The sequence below is a fragment of the Roseomonas sp. BN140053 genome (assembly GCF_047690175.1).
Taxonomy (GTDB): Bacteria; Pseudomonadota; Alphaproteobacteria; order Acetobacterales; family Acetobacteraceae; genus Roseomonas.
Map to the genome: position 1 here is coordinate 64826 of NZ_JBLLEB010000014.1, position 22222 is coordinate 87047.

The 22222-nt window shown below is 73.9% G+C and carries 23 protein-coding genes; 9 read left to right on the forward strand and 14 right to left on the reverse strand.

The window, feature by feature from the left end; all coding sequences use genetic code 11:
- Positions 1–45: 45 nt before the first annotated feature.
- Positions 46–1374, reverse strand: coding sequence for a tyrosine-type recombinase/integrase (locus ACLIBK_RS14440; RefSeq protein ID WP_415387972.1), 1329 nt, complete (start codon positions 1372–1374; stop codon positions 46–48).
- Between the two features lie 209 nt (positions 1375–1583).
- Between ACLIBK_RS14440 and ACLIBK_RS14445 the strand changes: the two genes are divergently transcribed.
- Positions 1584–2108 carry an endonuclease III domain-containing protein gene (locus ACLIBK_RS14445; RefSeq protein WP_415387973.1) on the forward strand — a complete coding sequence of 175 codons (525 nt, stop codon included), beginning with the start codon at positions 1584–1586 and terminating at the stop codon, positions 2106–2108.
- A 140-nt stretch (positions 2109–2248) separates the two neighbouring features.
- Positions 2249–2458 (forward strand): hypothetical protein, encoded by a 210-nt coding sequence (locus ACLIBK_RS14450; RefSeq protein ID WP_415387974.1) that lies wholly within the window; start codon positions 2249–2251, stop codon positions 2456–2458.
- Positions 2459–2689: 231 nt separating this feature from the next.
- On the opposite strand, the gene mtnA is transcribed toward ACLIBK_RS14450, so the two are convergent.
- From mtnA to denD, 4 genes are all read right to left on the reverse strand, one after another.
- Positions 2690–3784 carry an S-methyl-5-thioribose-1-phosphate isomerase gene (gene mtnA, locus ACLIBK_RS14455; RefSeq protein WP_415387975.1) on the reverse strand — a complete coding sequence of 365 codons (1095 nt, stop codon included), beginning with the start codon at positions 3782–3784 and terminating at the stop codon, positions 2690–2692.
- 395 nt (positions 3785–4179) lie between these two features.
- Positions 4180–4701 carry a UPF0262 family protein gene (locus tag ACLIBK_RS14460; protein ID WP_415387976.1) on the reverse strand — a complete coding sequence of 174 codons (522 nt, stop codon included), beginning with the start codon at positions 4699–4701 and terminating at the stop codon, positions 4180–4182.
- Positions 4702–4738: 37 nt separating this feature from the next.
- Positions 4739–5296: a DUF983 domain-containing protein gene (locus tag ACLIBK_RS14465; protein WP_415387977.1), complete on the reverse strand. Its 558-nt coding sequence runs from the start codon at positions 5294–5296 to the stop codon at positions 4739–4741.
- Positions 5297–5452: 156 nt separating this feature from the next.
- Positions 5453–6469: a D-erythronate dehydrogenase gene (gene denD, locus ACLIBK_RS14470; protein WP_415387978.1), complete on the reverse strand. Its 1017-nt coding sequence runs from the start codon at positions 6467–6469 to the stop codon at positions 5453–5455.
- A gap of 58 nt (positions 6470–6527) precedes the next feature.
- Here denD and ACLIBK_RS14475 point away from each other — a divergent pair, with 58 nt between their 5' ends.
- From ACLIBK_RS14475 to ACLIBK_RS14500, 6 genes are all read left to right on the forward strand, one after another.
- Complete coding sequence (locus tag ACLIBK_RS14475; protein WP_415387979.1) at positions 6528–7706, forward strand: diaminopropionate ammonia-lyase; 1179 nt, start codon at positions 6528–6530, stop codon at positions 7704–7706.
- Between the two features lie 153 nt (positions 7707–7859).
- Complete coding sequence (gene phnC, locus ACLIBK_RS14480) at positions 7860–8684, forward strand: phosphonate ABC transporter ATP-binding protein (RefSeq protein WP_415387980.1); 825 nt, start codon at positions 7860–7862, stop codon at positions 8682–8684.
- 26 nt (positions 8685–8710) lie between these two features.
- On the forward strand, positions 8711–9616 hold the full coding sequence (phnD, locus tag ACLIBK_RS14485) for a phosphonate ABC transporter substrate-binding protein (RefSeq protein ID WP_415387981.1): 906 nt from the start codon (positions 8711–8713) through the stop codon (positions 9614–9616).
- Positions 9617–9677: 61 nt separating this feature from the next.
- A complete protein-coding gene (phnE, locus tag ACLIBK_RS14490) occupies positions 9678–10568 on the forward strand; it encodes a phosphonate ABC transporter, permease protein PhnE (protein ID WP_415387982.1) in 891 nt (296 codons plus the stop codon).
- Positions 10565–11437 (forward strand): phosphonate ABC transporter, permease protein PhnE, encoded by an 873-nt coding sequence (gene phnE / locus ACLIBK_RS14495; protein ID WP_415387983.1) that lies wholly within the window; start codon positions 10565–10567, stop codon positions 11435–11437. Before phnE (ACLIBK_RS14490) ends, phnE (ACLIBK_RS14495) begins: the two co-directional genes overlap by 4 nt.
- A 170-nt stretch (positions 11438–11607) precedes the next feature.
- Positions 11608–12753: an alpha-D-ribose 1-methylphosphonate 5-triphosphate diphosphatase gene (locus ACLIBK_RS14500; protein WP_415387984.1), complete on the forward strand. Its 1146-nt coding sequence runs from the start codon at positions 11608–11610 to the stop codon at positions 12751–12753.
- A gap of 108 nt (positions 12754–12861) precedes the next feature.
- On the opposite strand, the gene phnN is transcribed toward ACLIBK_RS14500, so the two are convergent.
- Genes phnN through phnF form a run of 9 tightly spaced genes read right to left on the reverse strand, consistent with a single transcriptional unit; the run spans position 12862 to position 20370 of the window.
- Positions 12862–13548: a phosphonate metabolism protein/1,5-bisphosphokinase (PRPP-forming) PhnN gene (phnN, locus tag ACLIBK_RS14505; protein WP_415387985.1), complete on the reverse strand. Its 687-nt coding sequence runs from the start codon at positions 13546–13548 to the stop codon at positions 12862–12864.
- Complete coding sequence (gene phnL, locus ACLIBK_RS14510) at positions 13545–14255, reverse strand: phosphonate C-P lyase system protein PhnL (RefSeq protein WP_415387986.1); 711 nt, start codon at positions 14253–14255, stop codon at positions 13545–13547. The genes phnN and phnL overlap by 4 nt, the downstream gene beginning before the upstream one ends.
- A complete protein-coding gene (phnK, locus tag ACLIBK_RS14515) occupies positions 14252–15025 on the reverse strand; it encodes a phosphonate C-P lyase system protein PhnK (protein ID WP_415387987.1) in 774 nt (257 codons plus the stop codon). The genes phnL and phnK overlap by 4 nt, the downstream gene beginning before the upstream one ends.
- Positions 15022–16017, reverse strand: a complete 996-nt coding sequence (locus ACLIBK_RS14520) for an alpha-D-ribose 1-methylphosphonate 5-phosphate C-P-lyase PhnJ (protein ID WP_415387988.1) — start codon at positions 16015–16017, stop codon at positions 15022–15024. Before ACLIBK_RS14520 ends, phnK begins: the two co-directional genes overlap by 4 nt.
- Complete coding sequence (locus ACLIBK_RS14525; RefSeq protein ID WP_415387989.1) at positions 16014–17147, reverse strand: carbon-phosphorus lyase complex subunit PhnI; 1134 nt, start codon at positions 17145–17147, stop codon at positions 16014–16016. Before ACLIBK_RS14525 ends, ACLIBK_RS14520 begins: the two co-directional genes overlap by 4 nt.
- Before the next feature lie 5 nt (positions 17148–17152).
- Positions 17153–17746, reverse strand: a complete 594-nt coding sequence (gene phnH, locus ACLIBK_RS14530; RefSeq protein WP_415387990.1) for a phosphonate C-P lyase system protein PhnH — start codon at positions 17744–17746, stop codon at positions 17153–17155.
- Positions 17743–18216 (reverse strand): phosphonate C-P lyase system protein PhnG, encoded by a 474-nt coding sequence (phnG, locus tag ACLIBK_RS14535; protein WP_415387991.1) that lies wholly within the window; start codon positions 18214–18216, stop codon positions 17743–17745. The genes phnH and phnG overlap by 4 nt, the downstream gene beginning before the upstream one ends.
- Positions 18217–18229: 13 nt before the next feature.
- The gene (locus ACLIBK_RS14540; protein WP_415387992.1) at positions 18230–19441 is read right to left on the reverse strand and encodes an alpha-D-ribose 1-methylphosphonate 5-triphosphate diphosphatase; all 1212 of its coding nucleotides are present in this window, start codon (positions 19439–19441) and stop codon (positions 18230–18232) included.
- Positions 19438–20370: a phosphonate metabolism transcriptional regulator PhnF gene (phnF, locus tag ACLIBK_RS14545; protein WP_415387993.1), complete on the reverse strand. Its 933-nt coding sequence runs from the start codon at positions 20368–20370 to the stop codon at positions 19438–19440. Before phnF ends, ACLIBK_RS14540 begins: the two co-directional genes overlap by 4 nt.
- A gap of 185 nt (positions 20371–20555) precedes the next feature.
- Between phnF and ACLIBK_RS14550 the strand changes: the two genes are divergently transcribed.
- The gene (locus ACLIBK_RS14550; RefSeq protein WP_415387994.1) at positions 20556–22220 is read left to right on the forward strand and encodes an ABC transporter substrate-binding protein; all 1665 of its coding nucleotides are present in this window, start codon (positions 20556–20558) and stop codon (positions 22218–22220) included.
- Positions 22221–22222 lie beyond the last annotated feature (2 nt).

The window sequence follows — 22222 nt, forward strand, 5'->3', positions numbered from 1 at the left end:
GCCGCAATCAAGGTGCAGGTAGATGCAGGGTAGATCTGTAACGCACTAACTGCGCCGCAGCACCGCATTCTTCCGCACCGGCGACCGCATCCGAAGCGGCACCCGGAGCATAACTGACGGCGGAGCGTGCAAGCGCTCCACCGTCTCCCCGTGCACCACCTGCCGGTCGGCCAGCAGCGTTTCCGGCCCCGGCAGCCCTTCCAACAGCAGGTCAGTCCAGGCCTGCGCCAGTTCCCGCCGCCGCGGCATGTGCAGCGCCCGGTCGTAGGCCGCGGCCACCTTGTCCCGCTTCGAGTGCGCCAGCATCAGCTCGATAATCGGCTGGTCGGCCGGGAAGCGCTCGTTCATCACCGTGGAGAAGGCCGCGCGCCAGCCGTGCGCGACGTGGGTGTCCCGGAGGCCGGCGCGGTGCAGCAGCCGCGTCAGGGCGTCCGCCCCCATGGGCTTCGCGCCATCCCAGGCGTGCGGGAACATGAAGGGGAAGCGGCCGGTCAGCGGTCGCAGGACGCCGATCAGCTCTACCGCCTGGCGGGTCAGCGGGACCAAGTGCTCCTTCTTCATCTTCATCCGCTCGGCCGGGATGCGCCACAGCGGCTCGGGCCCGTCCATGCCCTCCAGCTCCCCCCAGGCCGCGCCGTGCAGCTCGCCCGGCCGCACGGAGGTCATGGCCAGGAAGCGGTGCGCCAGCCGGGTCACCGGGAAGGCGTCCTGCTCCTCGGTGGCGGTGAGGACTTCCCGGGCATCCTTGAGGCTGCCCACCGCCGGCCGGCGCCCCTTCTCGATGGGCGCCAGCGCCTTGGTGACCACCGCGGCCGGGTCGTTCTCGGCCAGCCCCGAGGCGATGGCGTAGACGAACACGGCGCTGATCCGCTGGCGCAGCCGGTGGGCGCTGTCGTTGGCGCCCCGCTTCTCCACCGCGCGCAATGTCGACAGCACCAGGGGCGGCGTGATCTTCGCCAGCGGCAGCCGGCCGAGGGAGGGGAAGGCGTCGTTCTCCAAGCTGGCTAGCGCGATGGCGCCGTGCTTCGGCACCCAGCGTGGCGCCTGCTGGGTGTGCCAGGCGCGCGCCACCGTCTCGAAGGTGGTCGCGCCCTGGCCAGCCAGCCCGGCCCGCTCCACGCGCCGCTCCACCGCGGGGTCGCGGCTGGCGTCCAGCGTCGCGCGCGCGTCGGCGCGGGCCTGGCGCGCCGCGGCGAGGCTCACGGCCGGGTACTTCCCCAGCGCGAGCATCTTCTCCCGGCCCGCGATCTCGTAGCGGTAGCGCCAGAGCTTCGACCCGCCTGGCATCACCTGCAGGTGCAGCCCCTGGCCATCGGCCAGCCGGTAGGGCTTCTCCCGCGGCGTGGCGGCGCGGATCTGCTTGTCGGTCAGCATGCTGTCCTCTCTCCGCTGTCGTACCCGGGAAAATACCCGGCGCGCCGTGGGTTGTACCCGGGTCCGGCGGGTCCGGATGGGACAACCGAATGGCCGAAACGCGAGGCGCCATCAAGGCTTTTGGGTCCCCGTGGAGCCGCACGGGACGGAAAGCGGATAGAGCCCGCGCCTTCCGCAACCTGCGGGAGCGCTTCCCGGACTGGGAAAGCGTGCGTGACGCCCCGGTGGAGTCGGTTCAGGAGGCGCTGGCCCCCTGCACCTGGCCGGAAGCCAAGGCGCCCGCGCTGCAGCGCACCCTGCGCGCGGTGACGGAGCGCTGCGGCAAGCTGGCGCTGGACCAACTGGCCGGGATGCCGGTGGCGGAAGCCCGCGCCTGGCTGGAAGCGCTGCCGGGCGTGGGCCCCAAGACCAGCGCCGCCGTGCTGTCCTTCAGCGGCCTGCGTCGGCGGGCCCTGCCGGTGGACAGCCACCACCACCGGGTGGCGACGCGGCTGGGGCTGATCCCGGCCTCCCTGGCGGTGGGGCCGTCGCATCGCGTGCTGGAAGCCATGCTGCCGGAGGAATGGGACGCGCAGCAGGTCTACGACAACCACGAGGTGCTGATGCTGCACGGGCAGCGCTGCTGCTTCTTCCGCAACCCGCAATGCGGCCGCTGCGTGCTGCTGGACCTGTGCCCGACCGGGCAGGAACGCCGCTCGCCGGAGGGAGCCGGGGCAGCCACTTCCGGCGGCTGAGGCAGGGCCGGACGGAAAAAAGCAGGCACGAGGGAAAGCCCCATTCGTGCCACAAATCCGTCCTCACAGCGCCGCGAGTGGGGAGCTTCATGCTGCCAAGGCCGCGGTGTCGCGGCGCTTCCGGCCACCAGGAGGCCAGCATGAATCGTTTCGCCATTCTTCTCGTCGTTCTCGGCTTCAGCCTGATCCTGGCCCTGGTGGGGTCCATGCTCGGCGGCTCCGTCGCCGATGAGAGCCTCGCCTTCGCATCCGCCCTGGGCGCCCTGGCCGCCTGCGCGTCCCTGGTGGGTGGGCTGGTGCTGCTGGAGCGGCGCGCCCAGGACGTCAGCCGTCCCTACCTGACGGCCTGAATGCGGCCGCGGGCCCCGCAGCGCGGGGCCTGAGCGCGGCGCCCCGGCGCCCGGGCATCCCGGGCGCCACCATCCAGCGCCGCCGCATTGTGTTCCCGCCGGGCAGCCCGGCGCAGCCATTCCGAGATACAGGGTTCGAGGCCGGCGGTCCGAAGGGACGGCCGGCCGTTCGCGTTGTGCCGCCTGGCAGAGGTGCCGTCCCGCCGTCTCATGCGGCGGGGCAGCGCGCCGTCACTTCGGCGGGTAAAGGGCGGCCAGCCCGGCTTCGCTGGCCTCGCAGCGGCCGCGTTCCGTGACCAGCCCGGTGACCAGGCGCGCGGGCGTCACGTCGAAGGCGGGGTTGGCGGCGGTGCTGCCCTCGGCCACCACGCGCAGGGTCGCGACCCTACCGTCGGGCAGGCGGCCGGTCATTTCCGTCACCTCCTCGGGGGCGCGCTCCTCGATCGGGATCTCGGCCACGCCGTCGCCCACCGCGGGGTCGAAGGTGGAATGCGGCATGGCCACCCAGAAGGGCACGCCGTTGTCGCGCGCCGCCAGCGCCTTCAGGTAGGTGCCGATCTTGTTGGCGACGTCGCCGTTGCGGGTCACCCGGTCGGTGCCGACGATCACGATGTCCACCTGCCCGTGCTGCATCAGGTGGCCGCCGGCATTGTCCGACACCACCGTGTGCGGCACGCCGTGCGCGCCCAGCTCGAAGGCGGTCAGCGCGGCGCCCTGGTTGCGCGGCCGGGTCTCGTCCACCCAGACATGCACGGGCAGGCCGGCGTCGTGCGCCTGGTAGATCGGCGACAGGGCGGTGCCGTAATCCACCGTGGCCAGCCAGCCGGCGTTGCAGTGGGTCAGCACGTTGATCCGCTCGCCCGGCTTCTTGCGGGCGGCGATCTCCTGCAGCAGCGGCAGGCCGTGCTGGCCGATGCGGCGGCAGGTTTCGGCGTCGTCGTCGGCGATGGCCGCGGCTTCGGCATAGGCCGCCGCCGCGCGGCGCTCCGGCGGGTGGTTGCGTAGCGCGTCCAGCATGCGGTCCAGCGCCCAACGCAGGTTGATCGCGGTGGGGCGGGTTTCGCCCAGGGCGGCCGCCACGGCTTCCAGCGCCTCGGTCGAGGGATCGCGCCGCATCGCCAGCGCCAGGCCATAGGCCGCCACGGCGCCGATCAGCGGCGCGCCGCGCACCTGCATGGAGCGAATGGCCTCGGCCACCTGCGCCTCATCCGTGAGGGTCAGGATGTCCAGCGACCAGGGTAGCTTGGTCTGGTCGAAGACGTGGACGCTCCAGCCGTCGGCCTCGTCGACCCAGACGCTGCGATAGGGGATGCCGGCGATCTTCATGCCCGTGCATATGGCCCATCACGCCCCCGCGAGATATGCGCCGCCGTCCAGGCCGCCGTGCCGCCCGGTCAGGGCGGTGTCGCGGTTCCGGAAGCAGGTGGGTGGTTGGGCCTAGATTGTTCGACCGTGGCCAGGGGCGCTGCCCCTGGACCCCGCCGGGGAGTTACGAACTCCCCGGACCCCACGTTGAGTGCCTCCGGCGGGGGCGGGATGGCTGACGGTAGTCATGGGGGACAACGGTGTCCGGCCCGCCCCGCCGGAGGCACTCATGAGACACGAGGAGCCTAAGCTCCTCGCGGGGTGTCCAGAGGGGCGGCGCCCCTCTGGCCCAAGCACGAACATTCAGGCCCGACCCGCGCCACCCGCGCCCCGGACCACTGCCGACGCCACCCGGATCAGGCGCGGCTGTGCAGGGCGCAGACCAGGGTGAAGAGGCGGCGGGCGGTGCCGAAGTCCAGGGACACGCGGCCGGCGAGGCGCTCGCGCAGCAGTTCCGCGCCTTCGTCGTGCAGGCCGCGGCGGCCCATGTCGATGGCCTGGATGCGGCTGTCGTGGCTGTCCTGGGTGACGGCCAGTTCGTGGCTTTCCACCACCATCAGGTAGTCCTTGATCAGCCCCCGGAAGGGGCTGAGCGCCAGGGCAAAGGCGTGCAGCGCGGCGTCGGCGCTGTCGCGGATGTCCAGCCACAGCCGGTTCTCGCGGATGTCCAGGTGCAGGACATAGGGGCCGGGCGGCAGGCCGGGCGGGTCGAAGCTGTTCTCGGCCAGCAGGTCGGCCACGGCCTGGGAACGGTCGGCCTCGGCATAGGGGCTGTGCGGCACCAGGTTGGGGGGCAGCAGGATGCGGTCGAGCCGCTGCCCGGCCGCAACCGCGCCCTGCTTGGCCGCGCCTTGCGGGGCACCGTCCGTGGTCGCCATCTCCGCGGTCGCCATCTCTGCCCTGGCCAGGCCGGCCTCAGCCACGGGGCGGGGGCTCGCGCAGCGGGCCGGTTTCGCCGGCTTCCAGCTCGGCCTTCACCTTTTCGCCGCCACCGAAGCCGAGCTTCAGCATCAGCCCCACCGTGGCGCCCTTCACCGGCCGCAGCAGCAGGGTACAGGCGGCCGCAAAGAGCGGCAGCCAGATGGCCATGTGCACCCACATCGGCGGCTCATAGGCGGCTTCCACCCAGAAGACGGGCGGCAGCAGCAGGTGGCCGACGATGAAAATGGTGAAATAGGGCGGGGCGTCGTCCGCCCGCAGCTCGCCCAGCGGGGTGCCGCAATGGGAACAGGCGGGAACCACGCGCAGGTAGCCGGCGAAGACCTTGCCCACGCCGCAAACTGGGCAGCGGTTCATCGCACCGCGGCCGAGGGCGGTGAAGAAGGGCGGCAACGGGTCGGGCGCGTTGGGCGGGACGCTGCGGTCGGGCTGCCAGCGCACGGTGCCGCCGTTTTCCGGCACGGCTCCGGGCAGGGGCGGCGCCGCGGCGGCCCGGGCTGGGCCGCTCAGGTCTCGATCAAGCGGCTGGTCCACGGCGGCTGGTCTCCCGGTTCTGCTTTCCCGCAGTTCCGCGGGGGCATTATTATGGTGCAGTGCAATATGGGCCGCCGGGGCCACGCGCAGCAAGCGAGATCGCGAAGGGTTGTTACACGTCCGCGTCACCCGGCGGGCTGTGAATGCCTGTTGCCGTCAGCCGGCAGGCGGGCGGTCGGCGGCCCGTTCCGCCCGCGTCGCGTCCAGGTCGTCGGCCACGAAGGCGCGCAGGATTTCCTCCAGCGGCTCCTGCGGGGCAAAGCCCAGGGACAGGGCGCGGGCAGGGTCGAAGGCGGCGGGCCAGCCGGACACGATGGCGGCCACCGCCGGGTCGGGGGCCGGCTGCACCCGGGCGCGGGCGGCGGGGCCGGCGACGCGTTCCAACGCCCCCAGCATGTCTGACACGCGGGCGGTCAGCCCGGGCGGGTTCACCCCGCGGTCGAGGCCCAGCGACGCGCTGTCCAGCGCGGCCGCGTGCAGCAGCCAGTCCATCGCGCGGCGGGGCGAGCAGAGCCAGAGGGCGAAATCCTCCGGCACCGGCAGGGTGGCGGGCAGGTCCAGCAGCGGCTCGCGCAGGATGGCCGACACGAAGGAGGAGGCGGCGCGGTTGGGCCGCCCCGGGCGCACCAGCACGGTGGGCAGGCGCAGGCACACGGCATCCAGGAAGCCGCGTCGGGACGCGTCGCCGAGCAGCAGCTCGCCCATCGCCTTCTGCACGCCGTAGGAATTGGCGGGCAGCTGCCGGCCATCGGCGGGGATCACGCCATCCTGCCCGCCGGAGAAGGAGGCCACGGAGGAGGTGAAGACCACCCGTGGCGGGGCTTCGCCGGTGGCGACCAGGGCGCGGCAGCGGTCCAGCACGGCGCGGGTGCCGTCCAGGTTCACCCGCATGCCCAGGTCGAAATCCGCCTCCGCCGCGGCCGACACCACGGCCGCGAGGTGGAACACCACCCCCGTGCCCGGCGGCATCGCCGCCGCCAGCGCCGCCGGGTCCAGGAGGTCGCCGGCCAGGGCGCGGACGGGAAAGGGTGCGGCGTCCGGCACCGGCGGCGGGTGCAGGTCGAAAAGATGCAGGGCGGTGACGGGGCGCCCGCCGATCGCGCCGTCGCGCGCCAGCCGCGCCGCCAGCTTGCGGCCGAGAAAGCCGCCCCCGCCCAGGATGGAAACTTGCATGCCCTGCGCCGTCCCCGCGAAACACCGTCGCCAGGGGTGTGGCGGGGGGCGCGGCGCGGTGCAATACGCCGCCGGCATGATCCCCGACCTTTCAGTCCACTCAGTCCACTGGCCGTTCCGCTGGCACCGCAACCCGCAGCCCGGCGTGCCCGGCACCGTGGTGCTGCCGGAAGGCGGCTATCGCCGCGCGCGGGAGGAGATCACGGCCTGGCCCGGCTACGCCCCGACGCCGCTGGTGGAACTGCCGGAGGTCGCCGCCGCGGCTGGGGTAGCCAGCGTGCACTACAAGGACGAGGGCGGGCGCTTCGGCCTGGGCTCCTTCAAGGCGCTGGGCGGCGCCTATGCCGTGGCGCGGGTGCTGGGGGCGGAGCTGGCGCGGCGGGGCGTGGCGCGCGCGGCCGGGTCGGCGGCGCTGGAAAGCGGCGCGCACGAGGAGGCGACGCGGGCGCTGACGGTGTGCTGCGCCACCGACGGCAATCACGGCCGTTCCGTGGCCTGGGGCGCGCATCGCTTCCGCTGCGGCTGCGTCATCGTCGTGCATCCGGGCGTGCTGCCGGCCCGCCGCGCCGCCATTGCCCGCTGGGGCGCCGAGGTGCGGGAGGTGCCCGGCAACTACGACGCCGCCGTGCGCGCGGCGGCGGAGGTGGCGGAGCGGGAAGGCTGGTTCGTGGTCTCCGACACCTCCTGGCCCGGCTACACGGAAGTGCCGCGCGACGTGATGCAGGGCTACCGGCTGATGGCGGAGGAGGCGATCGCGGCGATGCCGGCCCCGCCCAGCCACCTCTTCGTGCCTGGCGGCGTGGGCGGTGCCGCCGCGGCGGTGTCGGTACAGGCGCGGCGGATGCTGGGCGCCGGCGCGGCGCGGCTGGCGGTGGTGGAGCCGGAGGCCGCCGCCTGCCTGCTGGACAGCGCGGTCGCCGGGGCGCCCGTGACGGTGGGCGGGGCGCTGGACACCGTCATGGCCGGGCTGGCCTGCGGCGAGCCCTCGCTGCTGGCCTGGGCCGAGCTGGAACGCGCGGCGCATGCCTTCCTGGCGGTGCCGGACGCGGCGGCCCTGTGGTGCCGCGACGCGCTGGCCGGTCGGCAGCCGCCGGTGCTGGCGGGCGAGAGCGCGGTGGCGGGGATGGCCGGGCTGCTGCTGGCCGCGCGCGATCCCGCCGCGCGGGCCGCGCTGGAACTGGATGGGGGCAGCCGCGTGCTGCTCTTCGGCACGGAAGGCGTCACCGACGCCGGCTGAGCTCCGGCGCGCGAGCGCCTGAGCATCGGCCTGCCGATGCCCGCACCGTCGCGCCTTCCCGTGCCGGCCGCCGGTGTCTCCAACCTGTCACGCGCGCGTCACCGATCCGTCAGCCCCTGCCGCTAAGGGGAGGTCGAACGGCGCGGGGCGCACATGCTGCAGATCGAGGGCTTGTCGCGGCGCTTTTCCGGCCGCGCGGCGGTGGATGACGTATCGCTGGCCGTGGCGCCCGGCGCCTTCGTGGGCGTGATCGGCCGTTCCGGCGCCGGCAAGTCCACGCTGCTGCGCATGCTCAACCGGCTGGTGGAACCCAGCGCCGGCCGCGTGCTGTGGAACGGCACGGAGGTGAGGGGCCTGCGCGGTCGCGAGCTGCGGCAGTGGCGCGCCCGCTGCGCCATGGTGTTCCAGCAGTTCAACCTGGCCGGCCGGCTGGACGTGCTGACCAACGTGCTGATGGGCCGGCTGAACACCGTGCCGCTGCACCGTTCCCTGCTGGGCCTTTGGCCGGAGGCCGACCGCGCCGTGGCGCTGTCCGCGCTGGAACAGTTCGACATCGCCGGGCTGGCTGCGCAGCGCGCCGACCAGCTCTCGGGTGGGCAGCAGCAGCGCGTGGCCATCGCCCGCGCCCTGGTGCAGGAGCCCGAGCTCATCCTGGCGGACGAGCCGGTGGCTTCGCTGGACCCGCGCAACACCCGCATCGTGATGGACGCGCTGGCGCGCATCAACCGCGACTACGGCATCACCGTGCTGTGCAACCTCCATTCGCTCGATCTGGCGCGGCAGTACTGCGACCGCGTGGTGGGCCTCGCCGCCGGACGGCTGGTGTTCGACGGCACGCCCGCGGAACTCGGCGAGGCCGAGGCGCGCCGCCTCTACGGGCTGGAAGCGGAGGAGGTGGTCGGCGCGGCTGCCGCTGCCGCCGCGCGCCCGGCCGTCCCGCCGCTGGGCGGCCTGGCGCCCGCCGGCCTGCTGCACTGACCCCACACCCCACACAGGGAACCACCATGATCCTGCACCGTCGCGCGCTCCTCGGCGCCACCGTCCTGCTCGCCACCCCGGCCGTGGTCCGGGCGCAGAACAGCTGGGCGTCGCGCTATCCGGAGCTGGTCTTCGCCATCATCCCGTCGGAGAACGCTTCGGGCGTCACCGACCGCTACACGCCCTTCACCCGCTACATGAGCGAGCGCCTCGGCACCAAGGTGACGCTGCGCATCGCCAACGACTACGCCGCGGTGATCGAGGGACAGCGCGCGGAGAACATCCACATCGCCTCCTACGGCCCCTCCTCCTTCGCGCGGGCGCTGATGACGGGGGCCAAGATCACCGCCTTCGCCATCGAGACCAACCTGGACGGCACCAAGGGCTACTTCTCCGTCTTCTACGTGAAGAAGGACGCGCCCTATCAGCAGGTGCAGGACCTGCGCGGCAAGAATCTCGGGCTGGTGGACCCGAACTCCACCTCCGGCAACAACGTGCCGCGCTTCGCGCTCAACAAGATGGGCATCAAGCCGGACGAGTTCTTCGGCCGCGTGGTCTACACCGGCTCCCACGAGAACGCGATCATCGCGCTGAACCAGGGCACGGTGGACATCGCCGCCAACTGGTGGAACGACGAGAACGAGAGCAACCTTTTGCGCATGGCGCGCAAGAGCATGGTCCGCGCCGAGGACTTCCGCATCATCTTCAAGTCCGACCAGATCGTGAACTCGCCCATGGCCTATCTGGACAGCCTGCCGGAGGAGCTGCGCACCGCCATCCGCACCGCCGTGCTGGACATGCCGCAGCGCGCCCCGGACGTGTTCAACGCGATCTACGAGGGCAAGCAGGGCCCGCTGCAGGCCGTGGACAACAAGGCCTACGACCCGATCATCGAGCTGAACCGCTTCGTGGACAGCCTGCGCCGCCAGTAACGTCTTGGCTGCCGCCCGGGACGCGCGCGTCCCGGGCGGCCCTGTTTCAGGCATCCCCCGCATGGCCCTTTCCCTGCCGAGCGCCCCGAAGCACCGCCTGGCGGCGCTGTCGGGCCATTACGGCGCGGCGGTGCGCGGCCGCCAGCGCCGCGCGCTGCTCGTGGCGCTGGCCATCCTCGCGCTGGCGATCCTCAGCGCCCGCGTGGCGGAGGTGGACCCGTCGCGCCTCCTCCAGCACATCGGCGGCTTCTTCGGCTATTTCGATCGCATCACCACGTTGGAGAACGCTCCCGGCCAGCGCGTCTGGACCGACCCGGCCGAGTGGCTCTGGGGCCTGAAGAAGTGGGGCCTGCTGCTCGCCGACACGCTGCTGATCGCCTATCTCGGCACGGTGCTGGGGGCAGTGGGCGCGGCGCTGCTGGGCTTCGCCGCGGCGCGCAACCTGGTGCCCGACCCCTGGCTGCGGGGGGCCGCGCGCCGGCTGCTGGAATTCTGCCGCACCGTGCCGGATATCGTGTTCGCGCTGGTGTTCGTGATCGCCTTCGGGCTGGGGCCGCTGCCGGGCGTGCTGGCCATCGCGCTGCACACCTTCGGCGCGCTGGGCAAGCTGTTCTCCGAGGCGGTGGAGAACGTCGACCCCCGCCCATTGGAAGCCGCCGCGGCCGCCGGCGCCTCCTGGCTGGCCATCGTGCGCTTCGCGGCGCTGCCGCAGGTGCTGCCGAACTTCTGCTCCTACGTGCTGCTGCGCTTCGAGATCAACGTCCGCCAGGCCTCGGTGATGGGCTTCGTGGGCGCCGGCGGCATCGGGCAGGACCTGCTCGAGGCGATCCGCAAATTCTACTACAACGACGTGTCCGCCCTGCTGCTGATCATCATCCTGACCGTGGTGGCGATCGACCTCGTCACCGAGCAGCTGCGCCATCGCCTGATCGGCGCGGAGGCGGGGCGATGAGCGGCCGTTTGCGCGCCGCCGCCCTGGCCGACCTTCCCGGCCTGCGCGCCCGGCATCCCCAGGGCTTCCGCGCCGCGCCGCTGGGCGGGCTGCCGGGGAGCGCGGCGCTGCTGGCCGGGCTGGCGCTGCTGGGTTTCGGCTTCTGGCGGCTGGAGGTGTCGCCGGCGCGGCTGATCGGCGGCTTCGGGCACCTGCTGCACTTCCTGACCCTGATGCTGCCGCCCGACCCCGGCTCCTGGGCGCGGGCCGGGCTGATCCTGCACGGCTTGGCGGAAACCGTGGCGATCGCCTTCCTGGGCACGCTGGTGGCGGCGGTGATCGCCCTGCCGCTGGGGCTGCTGGCGGCGCGCAACACCACGCTGCACGGGGTGGTGCACTTCCTGTCGCGGCGGGCGCTGGACGGGATGCGCGGCGTGGACGCGCTGATCTGGGCGCTGATCTGGATCAGCGTCGTCGGCCTCGGCCCCTTTGCCGGCGTGCTGGCGATCACCTGTTCCGACATCGGCACCCTGGGCAAGCTGTATTCCGAGGCCATCGAGGCCGCCGACCGCCGTGCGGTGGAGGGCGTGACCTCCGCCGGCGGCGGCGGGTTGCACCGCGTGCGCTTCGGCGTGCTGCCGCAGGTGCTGCCGATCATGGCCGGGCAGGTGCTGTACCAGTTCGAGTCCAACACGCGCTCCTCCACCATCATCGGCATCGTCGGCGCGGGCGGCATCGGCCTCTACCTGTCGGAGATGATCCGCACCCTGGAATGGCCGACGGTGAGCTCCATCGTGCTGCTGATCCTGGCTACGGTGGTGGCGATCGACGCCCTGTCCACGCGGCTGCGGGCGGCGATCATCCACGGTGCCGCCGCACCCGGTTCCTGAGAGCGGGACGCGCCAACGTCGCCCCCTGGGAGACGGCCTCCGGGCGCCATCGCGCCGCCCCCGGTGCCGCTCCGTCAGCCCCGCGACCCGCCGGCGCTGCCGCGCGGCGGCAGCTGTCGCATCCTCCGCCACCCGAATGCGCCGCGACCGGCGCCACCCCAGGGAACACCATGCCCGACCAGCCCAGCCTGCTCAGCAACGCCGCCGTGATCCTGCCCGACCGCGTGCATCGCGGCTGGGTCGCGCTCCGCGACGGCGCCATCGCCGAACTGGGCGAGGGACGCCCGCCCGAGCGCGGCCTCGACCTGGAGGGCGACTTCCTCCTCCCGGGGCTGGTGGAGCTGCACACCGACCATCTGGAAAGCCACCACACGCCGCGCCCCGGGGTGCGCTGGCACGCGCTGGCCGCCGTGCTGGCCTATGACGCGCAGATCGCGGCCTCGGGCATCACCACCGTGTTCGACTCCCTGCGCGCCGGGTCCGACAGCGACGGCGGCGGTGCCGGGGCGGAGCTGCTGCGGCTGGCCGAAGCCCTGGCGCAGGCGCGGGAGGCCGGGCTGTTCCGCTGCGAGCACCGCTTGCACCTGCGCTGCGAGGTCCCGGCCCCGGACGTGGTGCCCGTTCTGCGGGGCTTCGCCGCGCGCTTCCCGGTTCACCTGCTGTCGCTGATGGACCACACGCCCGGGCAGCGGCAGTTCCGCGACCTCGACAAGTACCACGCCTATTACACCCGCCGTTCCGGCCGGCCGCCGGCGGAGATCGGCGCCCTGGCGGCGCGCAAGATCGCCGAGGGCAGCGCCTGGTCCGCCACCAACCGCCCGGCGCTGCTGGACTTCGCCCGCAACAGCGGCGTCGCGCTGGCCAGCCACGACGACACCACGCTGGACGACGTGGCGCAGTCCGTCGCCGAAGGCGTCGCGCTCGCGGAATTTCCCACCACCGCCGAAGCGGCCGCGGCCTGCCGCGACGCCGGCATCCAGGTGATGATGGGCGCCCCCAACCTGATCCGCGGCGGATCCCATTCCGGCAACGTCGCGGCGGCGGATCTGGCGCCGGAGGGGATGCTGGACATCCTGTCCTCCGACTACGTGCCCGGCAGCCTGCTGCTGGCCGCCTTCGGCCTGCCGGAGCAGGTGCCGGGCATGACCCTGCCGCAGGCCGTCGCCACCGTCACCCGCGCCCCGGCCCGGGCCGCGGGCCTGCACGACCGCGGCGAGATCGCCCCCGGCCGCCGCGCCGACCTCGTCCGCGTCCGCCTGGCCGGCGACATGCCCGTGGTGCGGCAGGTCTGGCGCGGGGGTGCGCGGGTGTTCTGAGCGGCGTCGCAGGTCCGGTGGGGCACCAGGGGCAGCGCCCCTGGCCAACGCTTGAACACCGAGGAACCAGCCGCGCCGGCCGGAAGCGAGGAACCGTGGCCCCCCGGATCAGGCCGGTGCGGCCAGGCGGTCGGCGGCCTCACGCAGGGCGGCCAGCACGCGGGCGGCGCCTTCGGCCGGGCTGCCGTTGTTCAGCACGCGGGTGACCGGCAGGCCGGCCGGCAGCGGCGCTTCGCGGGCCAGGCGGCGGGCGATGTCGGCCGCGTCCTCGCGCCCGCGGCCGCGCAGCCGGGCAGCGAGGAGGTCCGGCGGGGCGGTGATGTCCAGCACGTGCAGCGGCAGGCGCGTGGCGGCCTCGGCCAGGACGCGGCGGGACAGGTTGGCCACGGTCACGCGGCCAGCGGCCAACTCGGCCTCCATCGCGCGGGGAATGCCGTAGAACAGCCCGTGCGCCTCCCACCACAGGGCGAACTGCCCGGCCTCGCGCGCGGCGAGAAAGGCCTCGCGCGACAGCGGCTGGTGCTCCTCGCCGCCCGCCTCGGCCGGGCGGGTGATGCACCGGCGCAGGAACAGGAAGCGCGGGTCGCCGGCCAGGGCATCGCGGGCGGCGGACAACAGCGTGTCCTTGCCGGCGCCCGAAGGGCCGACCACCGCGACGAGGCAGCCGCGCGGTGCCGGCGCCGCGGCATCCGGTGCGGGGCCGCCGGCCGGTTCCGCGCGGCTGGCGGCGCCGCGGCGCGCGTCGCGGGCCACCTCTGCCAGGGTGGGCGCCGCGCTGCCGGGCCGCGCGCTCACGCCGCCTCGCGGATCGGGGCCACCTCGAACAGCCGGTCGGCCACGCGGTCGCGCACCTCGGCATCGTGGAATATCCCGACGATGGCGGCGCCGCGCGCCTTGGCCTCGGCGATCAGCGCGATCACCACCGCGCGGTTGGCGGCGTCCAGGCTGGCGGTGGGCTCGTCCAGCAGCAGCACGGGGTAGTCGGCGACGAAGCCGCGGGCGAGGTTCACCCGCTGCTGCTCACCGCCCGAGAAGGTGGCGGGCGGCAGCCCGTGCAGCCGTTCCGGCAGGTTGAGCCGGTGCAGCAGCGCCCCGGCGCGGCCCAGCGCCTCCTCCTGCGCCATGCCGCGGGCGAGCAGCGGCTGCGCCACCACCTCCAGCGCCGGCACGCGCGGGATCACGCGCAGGAACTGGCTGACATGGCCCAGCGTGTCGCGCCGCACGGCGGTGACCGTGCGCGCGTCGGCCGCCGCGAGGTCCACGGTCTCGCCGCCGTGGCGCAGCAGGATGCTGCCCTCGCCGGCGCCGTAATTGCCGTAGAGGCAGCGCATCAGCGTGGACTTGCCGGCCCCCGACGGTCCGGACAGCGCCACGCATTCGCCGGGCCGCACGTCCAGCGACACGCCACCCAGCACGGGAATGCGCAGCCCGCCCTGCAGGTGCAGCCGGAACTGCTTGCCCAGCCCCTGGACGCGCAGCGCCCAATCGCGATCGTCGCTCATGCCGCCAGCACCGAGGAAACCAGGAGTTGCGTGTAGGCGTGCTGCGGGTCGTCCAGCACGCGGTCGGTCAGGCCGTGCTCCACCACCCGGCCACGCCGCATCACGATCAGCCGGTGCGCCAGCAGCCGGGCGGCGGCGATGTCGTGCGTCACCAGCACCACGGCCAGGCCGAGATCGGCCGCCAGCGCGCGCAGCAGGTCCAGCAGCTTGGCCTGCACGGACACGTCCAGCCCGCCGGTGGGCTCGTCCATGAACACCAGCCGCGGCTGCGTCACCAGGGTGCGGGCGATCTGCAGGCGCTGCTGCATGCCGCCGGAGAAGGTGCGCGGCAGGTCGTCCACCCGTGCCGGGTCGATCTCCACGCGGCGCAGCCAGCGGATCGCCTCGGCGCGGATCTCGCCGTAGTGGCGGGCGCCCACGGCCATCAGCCGCTCGCCCACGTTGCCGCCGGCGGACACGGTCAGCCGCAGGCCGTCGCGCGGGTTCTGGTGCACGAAGCCCCATTCCGTGCGGGTCAGGCGGCGCAGCGCCGCCTCGCCCATGCCGTGCACGTCGGCCAGCTCGCCCGCCGCGTCGCGGTACAGCACCTGGCCGCTCTCGGGCCGAACCTGGCCGGCCAGGGCGCGCAGCAGCGTGGACTTGCCGGAGCCGGATTCGCCCACGATGGCCAGCACCTCGCCCGGCCAGATGTCGAGCGACACGCCGTCCAGCGCCGGCACCGGGCCGAAGAACAGCCGCAGGTCGCGGGCGGAGAGGATGGGGCCGCTCATGCCGCCTGCTCCGGCGCGGCCTTGCCCGATGCCCGGCCGGCATCTCCCGACGCCGTCATGGCGTCCCCCGACGCCGTCACGGCGTCTTCCGGTGCCGTCACGGCGTCCTCCCGCGTGGTGGCGTTCCCCGCTGCCCCGGCGGCGTCCTGCCGCGCGGCGCAGTAATCCGTGTCGGAACAGATGAAGCGGCGGCCGCCGCGGTCGTCGGTCAGCACCTCGTCCAGGTAGCTGTCCGTGCTGCCGCACAGCGCGCAGGTGCCGTCGGCGCGCAGCGGCACGAAGGGCTGGTCGTCGAAGTCCAGCGAGCGCACCGCCGTCCACGGCGGCACGGCGTAGAGCCGCTTCTCGCGCCCCGCGCCGAACAGCTGCAGCGCGGGCGAGCGGTGCATCTTGGGATTGTCGAAGGAGGGGATCGGGCTGGGCGACATCAGGTAGCGCCCGTTCACCATCACCGGGTGGCTGTAGCCGCTGCCGACGCGGCCGTGCTTCGTCACGTCCTCGTAGAGGCTGACCTGCATCAGCCCGTAATCGGCGGTGGCGTGCAGCCGGCGGCTTTCCGCCACGCGTGGCTCCAGCTTGAACAGCGGCTCCGGCATCGGCACCTGGTACACCAGCACCTGGCCCTCGCGCAGCGGCGTTTCGGGGATGCGGTGGCGGGTTTGGATGATCGTGGCCTCCGCCGTGCGCTCGGTGGTGGCGACGCCCGCGACGCCGTTGAAGAAGCGGCGGATGGATACGGCGTTGGTGGTGTCGTCGGCCCCCTGGTCGATCACCTTCAGCACGTCGTCCGGGCCGATGATGCTGGCCGTCACCTGGATGCCGCCGGTGCCCCAGCCGTAGGGCAGCGGCATCTCGCGCGAGCCGAAGGGCACCTGGAAGCCCGGCACCGCCACCGCCTTGAGGATGGCGCGGCGCAGCATGCGCTTGGTGTTCTCGTCCAGGTAGGCGAAGTTGTAACCGCCCGCGCGGCTCTCGGCGGTGGTGGCGCTCATTCCGCGGCTTCCTGCAGGGCGATGGGGGCGGCGTCGTCGGCCGGGGCGGCTGCGGCGGCAGACGCGGCGAAGGCGGTGCGGCGTACCGCGCGCACGGTTTCCAGCAGGCTCTGGAAGTCCACGTAGTGCGGCAGCTTCAGGTGCTCCACGAAGCCGGTGGCCTGGACATTGTCGGAATGGCTCAGCACGAATTCCTCGTCCTGCGCCGGGGCCGCGACGTCCTCGCCCAGCTCGCGGGCGCGCAGGGCGCGGTCCACCAGCGCCATGCTCATGGCGCGCCGCTCGCCGGCGCCGAACACCAGGCCGTAGCCGCGGGTGAACTGCGGCGGCTCGTGCCGGGAGCCGGAGAACTCGTTGACCATCTGGCATTCCGTCACGGCGACCGTGCCGATCTCCACGGGGAAGCCCAGCTCCGGCGGGGTGAACTCCACCGCGACCTCGCCCTGCCGCAGCTCGCCCACGAAGGGGTGGCCGTTGCCGTAGCCGCGCTGCGTCGAGTAGCCGAGGCCGAGCAGGAAGCCCTCGTCGCCGCGCGCCAGGTTCTGCAGCCGCAGCGGCCGGTCGGCGGGGTATTCAAGCGGGTCGCGCGTCAGGTCGGCCGGTTCGGCGGCGCCCTCCGGCTCGGGGCGCATCAACCCGTCGGCTTCCAGCAGGCCGGACACGCGCGGGCAGCCATCCTCCGCCGCGGCCTCCTCCGGCGCGGGCGGCGGCGGGGCGCCCTCGGCGGCCAGGCAGAAATCCAGCAGCCGGTGCGTGTAGTCGAAGGTCGGGCCCAGCATCTGCCCGCCCGGCAGGTCCTTGAAGGTGGCGGAGATGCGCCGGCGCAGCAGCATCGCCCCCGTGTCCACCGGCGTCGTGGCGCCGAGGCGCGGCAGGGTGGTGCGGTAGGCGCGCAGCAGGAACACCGCCTCGATCAGGTCGCCGCGCGCCTGCTTGATCGCCAGCGCCGCGAGGCCGCGGTCGTAGCACGACCCCTCCGCCATGACCCGGTCCACGGCGAGGGACAGCTGCTCCTCCACCTGCGCGACGCCGAGTTCCGGCACGGCGGGATCGCCCCGCCGGAGCTCAGCCAGCCAGGCATGGGCGTTGGCGATGGCGCGCTCCCCGCCCTTCACGGCGACATAGGCCATGGCGTTCAGCCTTCCTCGATTCGGGTGGTGCGGGGCAGGGCGGCGAGCCGGTCGCCGGCGCAGAGGATCACGTCCACGCCGCGCGGGAAGCGCGCCGCGTTGGCGGCCCACTGCTGCACGAAATCCGCCGGCGCGCCGGACACCTGCAGCCGGTGCTCGTGCTCGACCCCCGGGCCGCGCAGGTGCCAGCCCGCGCCCTCCCGCAGGTCGGCCACCTGCAGCACCAGCGTGGCGGAACGCTGCGGGTCCTCGTCCGTGCCGGGGTCCAGGGCGGCCAGCGGCGGCGGCACGCCGCAGGCCAGCAGGAAGGCGGCCGCGCCGGGGGCGGCGGTGAGCGGCGCGCCGCAGTGGAAGCGCAGCCAGTTCTCTGCCGCCGCCCCGGCGTCGCACCACAGCGGCGTGTCGGCATCGGCCAGGCACAGCAGCACGGCGCCGGCCGCGGCGCCCAGCGGGGCGGGCGGCGCCGGCGGCGCGGCAAGGCGCGCGACGCGGCCGGGCCGCGACATGGCCTCCAGCACGGCGCGGAAGCAGCCCTGGGCATCCAGCACCGGGTCGGCGAAGCCGGGCAGCAGGCCGGCGGGGGTGTCGAGGCCGCTCATCGCATGTTCGCCATGGTGAAGAACTGCACCCGGGTGGCCGCGGCCTTGCGGCGCTCCCGCTCCGCCGCCTCCGCCTGGGCGGCGGCCAGGGGTTCTACCACCTCGCGCAGCAGGGCGGGGCGGTGTTCGGGGTCCTGCAGCGCGGCGTCCAGCGCCGCCGCCAGCTCCGCCTGTTGCAGGTCGCGCCCGGCCACGGTGGCGTGGCCCAGGGTGCCGTCGGCGGCGCGCACGGTGCAGCGCGTCACCGTCATCTCGCCCAGGTTGAAGGCGGCGCCGTCGCCGCCGGCGCGGCCGCGCACCATCACCAGCCCGATCTCCGGCCCGCGCAGCCGCGCGTGCGGCGGCAGCGCCGGCAGCCGCTCCAGCCGCGCCGCCAGCGCCGCGCCGCCGGCGCGCGCCAGCACCGCCATCCAGCGCTGGCGCGCCGCGATGCCGCCCGCGCCCTCCGCCGTCGAGGTTTCCGCCGTCATGCCCTTCACCTCCTCAGGCCGCGAGCCGGGCGGCGGGGCGCGTGCCGTCCGAGAAGACCAGCCGCCCGTCGCGCAGCGTGGCGCGTACCCGCGGCGCGCCGCCCGCGCCCGCCGGCGGCTGCACCATCACCAGGTCGGCGCGCTGCCCCACCGCCAGCGCACCGCGATCCTCCAGCCCCGCGGCGCGCGCCGGGTTGTGCGTCACCAGCGCCACCGCCTCGTGCAGCGGCAGCAGCCCGTCGTGGTGGAAGTTGAACACCGCCGGCAGCATGGCGCCCTGGTGGTAGTCGGCGGCCAGCGCGTCCAGCAGCCCGGCCTCCGCCAGGGTACGGGCGCCGATGTTGCCGGTCATGGAACCGCCGCGCAGCGCGTTGGGCGCGCCCATCACCGTGCTCAGCCCCAGGCGGCGCGCCTCGGCCGCTGCGGCCACGGTGACGGGGAACTCGCTGACCGTGGCGCCCAGCGCGTGCATCACCCGCACCTTGTCGGGCGTGTCGTCGTCGTGCGAGGCGATCACCAGCCCGCGCCGGCGTGCCAGTTCCGTCACGTCGCGCGCGATCTCCCAGCTCAGCGGCGCCGCTTCGCGTTCCGCCATGCGGGCGCGGGTATGGGCCTCCACCTCCGCCACGTCGCGGCCGTAGGCGGCGACCTGGTAGGCGACGTACTGCTCGATGTGGCGGTACTGGCCCTGGCCCGGCGTGTGGTCGGTCAGCGACACCAGGTGCACCATGTCCCGGGCGATCAGGTCGCGCAGCACCGGCCCGGCGCGGTCGTTGGTGACCTCGAAGCGGGCATGCACGCGCAGCTCCACCAGCAGCTCGGCGCGCAGCCGGTCCACCGCCTCGATGATGCCGCGGGCGCGCTCCTCCGAACGCAGGTGGCCGAGCGTCTTGGCCTGCGCGAAGGACACGCCGGCATAGGCGGTGGTGACGCCGGAGGCGGCGAGGCGCTTGTCCAGCTCATGGATCGCGACGTCGAGCGGGAAGGCGGCGTTGGGCCGCGGCTCCACCTCCTTCTCGATCATGTCGCCGTGCAGGTCCACGAGGCCGGGGATCAGCAGCAGCCCGCCGCCGTTCAGTCCGGGCTCCGGCGCCGTGCCTTCCACCACCGCGGCGATGTGGCCGTCCTCGATCCGCAGGGCGCCGCGCGGGATCACCCGGTCCGGCAGAACGAGCTGGAAATCGGTGAGCCACATGGGGTCCTGCCTGCTGGAAGATGCCGTCACCGGCGGTTGTCCTGGGGCGCGCCGGGCCGCCGCCCGGCCTCCTCCCCCGCCGTGCCGCGGCGCCGCCCGGCAGCGTTCCCGGCCGTGCCGGCCTGCGGCGCGGCATCGGCCGCGACGGTGCCGGGGCGCGCGCCGGCGGCGTCCTGCGCCGCGGCGGGATGCGGTTCGGCCCCCTCGGCACGCGGCGCGGCGTCGCGCCGGGGCCGCGGCGGGGCGTTGTCCACGGAAAGCTGCACCCGCTCGCCGGCCCAGACGGATTCGGAGCAGGTGACGGGAATGCCGTCGAGGTCGGCATCCACCTTGCGCACCACCAGCACCGGCTGCGTGCGCGGCTGGTCGAGGTGGCGGGCTTCCTCCGCCGTGGGCAGCCGCGTGGTGATGGCCGAGCGCAGGCGCACGTAGTCGCCCACGCCGTAGGCGCCGAGAATGGCACCGAGGCTGCGGCGGCCGCGGCGGGCTTCCAGGATGCCGGGGAAGCGGCGCACGGGGTAATAGGCGTTGGAGATGTTGACCGGCACCTCGTCGGCCAGGCCCAGCCGCAGCGAGCGGTACACCAGCTCGCCCGGGGCGAGGCGCAGCGCCTCGGCCACCTCGGGCGGCGCCACGATCTCCTCCTCCTCCAGCGTGATGCCGGAAGGCTCGCGCCCCTGGTCGAGCAGGTTCTGCGAGAAGCGCGTGCGCTCGCTCAGGCGGTAGTCCAGCATCCCGGCGTCGCGCACGAAGGTGCCGCTGCCCTGCTGCACGCGCAGCAGCCCGCGCGCTTCCAGCTCTGCCACCGCGCGGCGGACGCTGTGCCGGCCGACGCCGAAGCGCTCCATCAGCTTGGGCTCCGGCGGCAGGCGCTGGCCCGCTTCCAGCCTCCCGTCCCGGATATCCGCGTCCAGCACCGTTTCGACCTTTCGCCAGGAGGACCGGGTGTTCTGCTTCATGGCCATGCCGATCCGACGGGGAGGGAGGATACAATCATCCGGACAAACTGGCATGACATTCGGATGAATGTCGAGGGCTCCGTCTGATCGGGGCCGGACGGCGAGAATTCATCCGATTGCAATCCGCGCTGCCCGCCGCCCCGGGCTAGGGTCGTGCCCCGTCGCCGCCGGGAGCCGCTGCCGCCATGACCACCCCCCGCCTCCACCTGCCCCGCCGTGCCGCCGGCCCGTCGCGCCGCGGCCTGGGCCGGCTGGCCCTCGGCCTGCCCCTGGGTGCCGCCCTGGGTGCCCTGCCGCGCTTCGCGGTGGCCCAGGCCGATGCGCGGCCGGCGGTGACGGTGGCGGTGCAGTCGATCAGCACCTCCAACACGCTGGAGCCGCTGCGCGAACAGTCCAACGTCATGACCCGCGTGGTGGCCAGCTTCCTGGAGCCGCTGATCGACCTGGACTGGATCGGCGACATGCGGCTGCGCCCGGCCCTGGCGGAAAGCTGGCGCCGGGTGGACGAGCGCACGCTGGAGCTGCGGCTGCGCGAAGCCCGCTTCCACGACGGCGCGCCGGTGACCGCGGAGGACGTGGCCTTCTCCTTCGGGCCGGAACACATGTGGGGCACGGGCGAGACCGCCGCCCCCGCCGGCGGCATGTTCGTGTCGCGCACCGCCGGCAGCGGCACCCGGGAACCGCCGGCCGAAGTGCCCGCCATCGCGAAGCTCGCCTTTCCCGGCTTCGAGCGCATGGAGATCGTGGACCGCCGCACCGTGCGGCTGGTGAACCGCGTGCCGGACGTGACGCTGGAAGGGCGGCTGGCACGCCCGGCCGGCTCCATCGTGTCGCAGCGCGCCTTCGCGGCGGCGCCGGACTGGCTTTCCTGGGCGCGCCGCCCGGTCGGCACCGGCCCCTACCGCATCGCCGAGTACCGGCCGGATTCCTTCCTGCTGCTGGAAGCCTTCGACGAGCATCGGGCCGGACGGCCGCCGCTGCGCTCCGTCCGCTTCGTGCAGGTTCCCGAGGTGGCGTCGCGCGTCAACGCGCTGCTGGCCGGCGAGGTGGACTTCGCCTGCGATATCCCGCCCGACCAGATCGCCGGCATCGAGCGCGACGGGCGGCACCTCGTGGCCGGCGCGCGCATCGCCAACCACCGCGTGACGGCCTTCGACAAGACGCACGCCGTGCTGCGCGACCCGCGCGTGCGCCGCGCCATGACGCACGCGATCGACCGGCAGGCCATCGTGGACAGCCTGTGGGACGGCCGCACCGCCGTGCCCAAGGGCATGCAGTTCGAGTTCTACGGCCCGCTGCTGCTGGCCGACTGGGACGTGCCGCGCTTCGAGCCCGAGGAAGCGCGCCGCCTGCTGCGCGAGGCCAACTACAAGGGCGACGCGATCCCCTACCGGCTGCTGAACAACTACTACGCGAACCAGACGCCCACGGCGCAGATCCTGGCGGAAGGCTGGAAGTCCGTCGGGCTGAACGTGCAGATCGCCATGCAGGAGAACTGGAGCCAGATCCTGGCGCCCGGCGAAGGGCGCGGCGTGCGCGACAACTCCAACACCGCCTTCTTCAACGACCCCGTGGGCGCCATGGCCGCCTTCGGGCCGAGCGGCCAGCAATGGGCCAGCGGCGAATGGCGCAACGACGAGGCGGCCACCGTGCTGGACGCGCTGCAATCCTCCACCGACGCGGACCGCCGCCGCGCGGCGCTGCGCCGGATGCTGGAGATCTGCGAGCGCGAGGACCCCGCCTACACCGTGCTGCACCAGACCGCCAATCTGACGGGCATGCGCCGCGACCTGCGCTGGAAGCCGTCGCAGTCCTTCGCCATGGACTTCACCGCGCGCAACTGGGGCTGAAC